The organism is Streptomyces spongiae (assembly GCF_009377185.1).
Taxonomy (GTDB): domain Bacteria; phylum Actinomycetota; class Actinomycetes; order Streptomycetales; family Streptomycetaceae; genus Streptomyces; species Streptomyces spongiae.
In genome coordinates, this window is the sequence record NZ_VJZC01000541.1 from 1 (window position 1) to 6853 (window position 6853).

Here is a 6853-nt window from a genome sequence, read left to right on the forward strand (position 1 = left end):
GTTGTGGCTGGTCGCGCAGTTCCCCGCGCCCCTGAGGGGCGCGCTTCCCGCCGTTGTGGCTTGGGTGCCTGCGCGTTGGTCGTGGGTCGGGGGTGCGCCGGGAGGTCTCCGTCCAAGGTCCGGCGGGGCTGTGGGGGAGTGAAGGGCTCGGTGGCTGACGCCGGCCGCTGCGGGCGGACACCTCCCGGCACACCCCCTTGCGTACGTACGCGGCTGCAGGGTGCGTCGCGGTGCCGGTGCCGGTGCCGGTGCCAATGCCAATGCCGGTCCGATGCGGTTGCCGGTCCGGTGCGGTACGGGTGCCGGTCCGGTGCGGGTGCCGGTCCGGTCCGGTGTGGTGCCGGTGCGGGTGCCGGTCCGGTGTGGTGCCGGTGTCAGTGCCGGTCCGGTGCGGGTGCGCGGGGGCGACGGTGCGTTGTGATGCCGGGCGCGGGCGCGGCTTTTCAGGGGCGCGGGGGCAACGGTGCATCGTGGTGCCGGGTGCGGGCACGGCTTTTAGGGGCGCGGGGAACTGCGCGACAAGCCACGACGAACCCGCAGCCGCCCACAAAACAGAACCCCGCAGACGAGACCCGCGGGACAGCCCGTCAGCCGGCCGGGACACGTCGGAAGCGCCCCGCGACGTGCAGGTCCGCCTCGATGGAGGTCACCGTCGCCCGCAGCGCGGGAAGCACCTCACGTACGCACTCCTCCGCCGTACGCCGACCGCTGTGCATCGCCACGTTCACCGCCGCCACCACCCGACCGGATCGCTCCCGCACCGGCACGGCCACCGAGCGCAACCCCTCCTCCAACTCCGCGTCGACCAGGGCGTACCCGTCGCGCCGTACGCGGTCCAGGGCCACAGCCGCGTCATCGGCGGGCCGCTGCGGCAGATCGGCCAGCATCACCCGGCCCAGAGACGTCGCGTACGCCGGAAGCCGGGTTCCCACAGTGATGTTGGCGCTCAGGATGCGCGCCGTGGCCGCGCGGGCGACGTACTGGATCTCGTCGCCGACGAGGACCGCGAGGGAAGCGGAGTCGTGCAACCGGGCGGACAGCGCGGCGAGATGGGGCGCCGCGATCTCGGAGAGCGGCAGCATCGACAGCGGCGGGAATCCCAGGCCGAGCACCCTCGGCGTGAGCCGGAAGACACGGCCGTACGACTCCACGTACCCGAGGTGCTCCAGCGTGATCAGCGCCCGCCGGGCCGTCGCCCGCGCGAGCCCCGTGGCCTGGGCGACATCCGTGAGCGTCAGCTCCGCCCGGCCCGCGTCGAACGACGTGATCACGGTCAGCCCACGGGCCAGCGACTCGACGAACTCCCGGCCCAGTTCCTGCTTCGACGCTCCGGTCCACGCGGCCAGCCCGGACGGCGCGACCGACGTACCGGCCGAGGGCGGGGTCTCGCGCAGCACCCGTTCCATCACGTCCACGGTCGCCCGCAGCCGCGGCAGCAGCACCTCCCGCAACGACTCGGCCGTATGCCGACTGGTGTGACTCACCACGTTGGCCACACAGGCGATACGCCCCCTGCCTGAACCCCTGTTCCGTACCGGCACCGACACCGCCACCAACCCCGGCTCGATCAACTCGTCGTCGAGCGCCCACCCTTGGGCCCGTGCCGACGCCACCCGCTCCTCGAACGCGTCGTACGCCCCGGACCGCGGCGGCACCGCGGGAAAGCCGCGCCCCTCCGGATCGGCCTCGCGCCTGGCCCGCCACCGCGCCCATTCCGCCTCGCCCCACTCGGTGGCGAACAGGGAGCCAGGCGCGGTGCGTTCGGCGGGGAGCAGGTCGCCGATGCGGAAGCTGAGGGACATCGCACGACGCCGGGTGGCCTGGTGGATGAAGCGGATGCCGTCCCGGTCCCCGACGGCCAGCGACACCGACTCGTCCAGCTCGTCGGCCAGCGCGTCCGCGTGCGCGTCGAGCAGCCCGGGCAGGCGCAGGGCGGCCAGATAGGCGTTGCCCAGCTCCATCAGGCGTGGGGCGAGTACCGCGTCCCGGCCGTCCAGCCGTACGTACCCCCGGCGCGCCAGCGTCGCCGTGATCCGGTCGACCGTGGAACGCGCCAGCCCCGTGGACTTCTCCAGCCCGCTGAGACTCGACACCCCGCCGGCCTCGGTGAGCCGCAGCAGCACGGTGATCCCGCGCATGAGGGGCACGACGGCCTCGGGAGGCGCGTCGGAGTCGGTGGTGGCGTCGGCGCCGGTGCCGGTGGCCGGGGTGGCGCTCGGGACGTTCGGGGGCATGGGGTCACCGTAATGCGGGTGACCGTCATGGGGGGGCACCGTCATGGGGGGCACCGTCATGCGGGTCGCACGGGCGGTGGCCCCTACTGCCGCGTCACCCGCACCCGGTGGTTCCCCTCCGGGCCGCCGGCCACGACCTTGACCGTGACCCCGGAGCGCGGATCGCGGAAGGACTCACCGGGAACGAAGGTCGCGTCGGAGAGCTCCGAGTGCACGTTGGGGCTGCGGGTGCAGCCACCGCTGTCGCGTCGGGAGTCGTACACCCGCACCGGCCCGTTCCCCGTGTCGACGGTCGCGTCGACCTTGTAGACGAGGATGCCGGGACGGCACACGGACGCGTCGTTGCCCCCGCGGACCCGCAGTTCGATCGCGTACCCGCTGCGGGAGTCGAGGGGCACGAACACCAGCTTGGGGCCACCGCGCCGGGGCAGCGGGGTGAGCGTGTACTCGGTGGTGCCGAGCGCGGACGCGCAGCTCACCTGCGAGTCGTCCAGCCAGCCCAGCTTCCACTTGTGCCAGCCGAGCAGGTCGTTGTCGACGCCCCAGTCCTCGCTCATGATGTCCCAGTGCCCGACCGCGCCCCCGCCGTCCTGGGTGTAGAGGTCGGGCAGCCCGAAGACATGGCCGTTCTCGTGGGGGAGCACGCGGTAACCGGTCTCGGTGTAACTGCCGGAGCCGTCGTCCTGGCGGCTGTAGACGAAGGACACGTTGGCGACGGGCACGCCGTCGCCGACGGGCGCCTCCCGGTTGCCCGCGAAGGTCACCGACAGGACGGTGTCCAGGGCGGAGGGGCCCGCGTTCGGGGTGACCAGCACGTTCAGCAGGTCGTACCGGCTGAAGTCCACGGTCGGGTCGGCCACGGCCACCAGGTCCTCGACGAGTTCGCGGTAGCCGGGGTCGAAGGGGGCGCCGCGCTCTATGCCGTACTCCTCGAACGACTTCGGCATGCGCACCCAGTCGCCGATCGGGGCCTCGGGGCGGTAGTCGAGCCGGCCGTACGAACTGGTGGCGAACCACTCCCGGGTCTGCGGGGCGAACTCCGCGAGCCGCTCCAGCGCGCTGCCCTCGCCGGGGGCGTCCGAGAAGTCGATCATCAGGTTGAGGGCACGGACCGTGCCGGTGGACCGGGAGTAGCCGGGCCCGGTCGGGAGGCCCTCCGACATCTGTACGGCGGAGGGGCCGCTGATCATGCAGGGGTTGAGCGTCCTCGGGGCCGCCGCGCGGCGGGCCAGTGAAGCGGGGCCCGCGGTCTTGGTGGGATCCGGCCCCAGCTGCCCGGTGCCCGCGGAGGTGCTGACGGCGAGCGTGAGGACGGTGACGGAGGCGAGCGCGGCGAGGCGACGGGGGCGTATGCGGTCGGGGTGGATGCGGTCGGGGTGGAAGCGGCCAGGGCGTATGTGGTCGGGGTGGCTGCGTCCAGGGCGTATGTGGTCGGGGTTGATGCGGTCAGGGCGTATGCGGCCAGGGTGTATGTGGTCGGAGTGTGGCTCCTCGGGCTGTGACTCCTCGGGGTGTGGGCGACGGGAACGGGGGCGACCGGCGCGTATGCGGCCTGCGGGAGTGCGGCGGCCCAGGCGTCGAAGGGCGGAGCGTTTCCAGCGGCTGGTCGGCTGCATGCAGGGACCTTTCGCTCGACGGCAGCCGCCGTCTCGGGCTGCACCCTTCCGATCACCCTGTGTCGTGGGTCGCGCGATCGCCCGTTGGAAGAGGCCGATCGTGTGCTTTCCATGAAGAAGGTGTGTGATGGGGGTCACATGAAATTACTGGCCGCCGGTGAAATATCCGGGGAGCTCTTCCCCGTTTAGCCATGTGTCCGAGCGAACCGGGGAAACGCTCCCCGGATCTCGCCGGCCAAGAACCTCACCAAGAACCTCACCAAGGAGTACGCCGTGCAGACCGCCACCCCCGCAGAGCGCAAGGTGTCCCGCCCGCGGGCCGACGCCCTGCGCAACCGGGAGCGGATCGTCACCGCCGCCCGGGAGATGTTCGTCGAGGACGGCCCCGAGGTGCCGCTGGACGAGATCGCCCGCCGGGCCGGCGTCGGCAACGCCACGGTGTACCGCAACTTCCCCGACCGGCAGGCGCTCGTACGCGAGGTCGTCTGCTCGGTCATGGACCGTACGGCCCGGGCGGCGGAGTCCGCGCTCGCCGAGACGGGCGACGCCTTCGAGGCGCTGTCCCGTTTCGTGCACGTCTCCGCCGAGGAACGGACCAGCGCGCTCTGCCCGATGATCTCCGCCGGCTTCGACAAGAACCACCCGGATCTCGAGGCCATGCGCGAGCGGGTCGAGCAGTTGACCGAGATGCTCATGGAGCGGGCCCGCGCGGCCGGGCAGCTCCGCCCGGATGTGGGCGTGGGTGACCTGATGGTCGCGGTCGCCCAGCTCAGCAGGCCTCCGGCCGGCGCCGGGTGCCTCAGTGCCGACCGATTCGTCCACCGTCATCTGCAGCTGTTCCTGGACGGGCTACGAGCCCCGGCCCGGTCCGAACTGCCGGGGGCGCCAGTGACCATGGAGGATCTGCGCCAGAGCTGACCTCAGACTCACCAGTCACCGAGTCACCACACACACCGAGCTTCGGCCGTCGCTGACAAGGGCGTCAGCCCCGACGAGCCGTCCCTTTTAGCGCCTTTCACGCCATTTTTCCATTACGAAGTCCCGAAGTGGGTACCCCCATGTCTGAAACAGCCAAGGCCGCCGCCGCGAAGGCGGCACCGGCCCCCGACGCGGGCCGCTGGAAAGCCCTCGTCTTCATCGCGCTCGCGCAGCTGATGGTCGTCCTCGACGCGACCATCGTGAACATCGCCCTCCCGTCCGCTCAGCAGGACCTGGGCATCTCGGACGGCAACCGTCAGTGGGTCGTCACGGCCTACGCCCTCGCCTTCGGGGGTCTCCTCCTCTTCGGTGGCCGTATAGCCGACCTCTGGGGCCGTAAGCGGGCCTTCGTCGTGGGCCTGATCGGTTTCGCCGCGGCGTCCGCGCTCGGCGGTGCCGCCACCAACGAGGCGATGATGTTCGGCGCCCGTGCCCTCCAGGGCGCCTTCGGAGCCCTGCTCGCCCCGGCCGCGCTCTCGCTCCTGGCCGTGATGTTCACCGACGCCAAGGAGCGCGCCAAGGCGTTCGGTATCTACGGTGCGATCGCCGGTGGCGGTGGCGCCGTCGGTCTGATCCTCGGCGGGTTCCTCACCGAGTACCTGGACTGGCGCTGGACGTTCTTCGTGAACATCCCGTTCGCGGCCGTCGCCGCGGCCGGCGCGTACCTCGTCATCCGTGAGCCCGAGGGCAGCCGCAACCGCTCGGCGCTGGACATCCCGGGCGTGGTCCTGTCCACCCTCGGTCTGGTCGGCCTCGTCTACGGCTTCACCCGCGCCGAGTCCGAGGGCTGGGGCGACTCGCTGACGATCGGCATGTTCGTCGCGTCGGCGGTCCTGCTGCTGGCCTTCGTCGTCGTCGAGTCCAAGGTCAAGGCCCCGCTGCTGCCGCTCCGCGTCGTCACCGAGCGCAATCGCGGCGGCGTCTACCTCTCGCTCGGCCTCGCGATCATCGCGATGTTCGGCCTGTTCCTCTTCCTCACCTACTACCTGCAGATCGTGAAGGGGTACTCGCCGGTCAAGACGGGCTTCGCCTTCCTGCCGATGATCGCGGGCATGATCGTGGGCTCCACGCAGATCGGCACCCGGCTGATGATGCGGGTTCCGCCGCGCGCGCTGATGGCTCCCGGCTTCCTGGTGGCCGGGGTCGGCATGCTCCTGCTCACCCAATTGGAGATCGACTCGTCGTACGCCGCCCTGCTGCTCCCGGCCCAGGTGCTGCTCGGCCTCGGTATGGGTACGGCGTTCATGCCGGCCATGTCCCTGGCCACACTGGGCGTCGAGCCGCGTGACGCGGGTGTCGCCTCCGCGATGGTCAACACCTCGCAGCAGGTGGGTGGCGCGATCGGCACGGCCCTGCTGAACACGATCGCCGCCTCGGCCACCACCTCGTACATCACGGACCACATCGGGGGAGCCGCCTCCAAGTCCCAGGCGCAGCTGATCCAGCTGCAGGGCATGGTGCACGGCTACACCAACGCGATCTGGTTCGCCGTCGGCATCCTCGTCCTCTCGGCGGCGATCGCCTTCACCTTCGTCACCGCCGGCCGTCCCGGCGCGTCACCCTCCGACACGAACGAGACGACGGACGAAGACGTGATGGTCCCCGTGATCGCCCACTGACCACCACCCCCACTTCGGGCACTGCAGGGCCCGCCCCACACCCGGGGCGGGCCCTCGCCTGCTTCCGGGGCACGGCGGACGGCCTCTTTCGGGGCGCGGGTGCCTGCCGGTTTCAGGGGCGCGGGGAACTGCGCGAGCAACCACGCACAACCCGCACCAGCCCGAGGCCGTCGCGCCCCTTCAAGAAGTAGCCGGAAATGACTCGGTGATGCGTCCGTACGCCGATGCCGAGTCCTCCGGGCGAGGGGCCGCCGGGTGGGTGTGCGGGCGGCCTCCGGTCGGTGCGCACAGCTCGGCCCAGACCGTCTTGCCGGGAGCGGTCGGGCGAGGAGTGACGCCCCAGTCGTCCGCGAGGGCGGCGACGAGGTGGAGGCCGCGGCCGGACTCAGATGCCGAGTCGGGGGGC

The 6853-nt window shown here is 71.6% G+C and carries 5 protein-coding genes; 2 read left to right on the top strand and 3 right to left on the bottom strand.

Annotation, left to right across the window (positions count from 1 at the left end):
• Positions 1 to 587 precede the first annotated feature (587 nt).
• Both FNH08_RS40835 and FNH08_RS40840 read right to left on the bottom strand, forming a co-directional pair.
• Complete coding sequence (locus FNH08_RS40835; protein WP_152776573.1) at positions 588 to 2234, bottom strand: IclR family transcriptional regulator domain-containing protein; 1647 nt, start codon at positions 2232 to 2234, stop codon at positions 588 to 590.
• 83 nt (positions 2235 to 2317) lie between these two features.
• Positions 2318 to 3850, bottom strand: a complete 1533-nt coding sequence (locus FNH08_RS40840) for a M6 family metalloprotease domain-containing protein (protein WP_152776574.1) — start codon at positions 3848 to 3850, stop codon at positions 2318 to 2320.
• Positions 3851 to 4123: 273 nt separating this feature from the next.
• On the opposite strand from FNH08_RS40840, the gene FNH08_RS40845 reads away from it, so the two are divergent.
• Entirely contained in the window at positions 4124 to 4768 is a 645-nt protein-coding gene (locus FNH08_RS40845; protein WP_322726279.1) for a TetR/AcrR family transcriptional regulator, read from the top strand.
• 140 nt (positions 4769 to 4908) lie between these two features.
• The gene (locus FNH08_RS40850) at positions 4909 to 6447 is read left to right on the top strand and encodes an MFS transporter (protein WP_152776575.1); all 1539 of its coding nucleotides are present in this window, start codon (positions 4909 to 4911) and stop codon (positions 6445 to 6447) included.
• A gap of 180 nt (positions 6448 to 6627) precedes the next feature.
• Here the strand turns inward: FNH08_RS40850 and FNH08_RS52625 are convergent.
• The coding region (locus tag FNH08_RS52625; protein ID WP_228034670.1) for an ATP-binding protein at positions 6628 to 6853 on the bottom strand (226 nt) is incomplete at its 5' end.

Bases quoted from the DNA above. Each gene is read 5' to 3' on its own strand.
- FNH08_RS40835 (WP_152776573.1), bottom strand. From the start codon at position 2,234: ATGCCCCCGAACGTCCCGAGCGCCACCCCGGCCACCGGCACCGGCGCC.
- FNH08_RS40840 (WP_152776574.1), bottom strand. From the start codon at position 3,850: ATGCAGCCGACCAGCCGCTGGAAACGCTCCGCCCTTCGACGCCTGGGC.
- FNH08_RS40850 (WP_152776575.1), top strand. From the start codon at position 4,909: ATGTCTGAAACAGCCAAGGCCGCCGCCGCGAAGGCGGCACCGGCCCCC.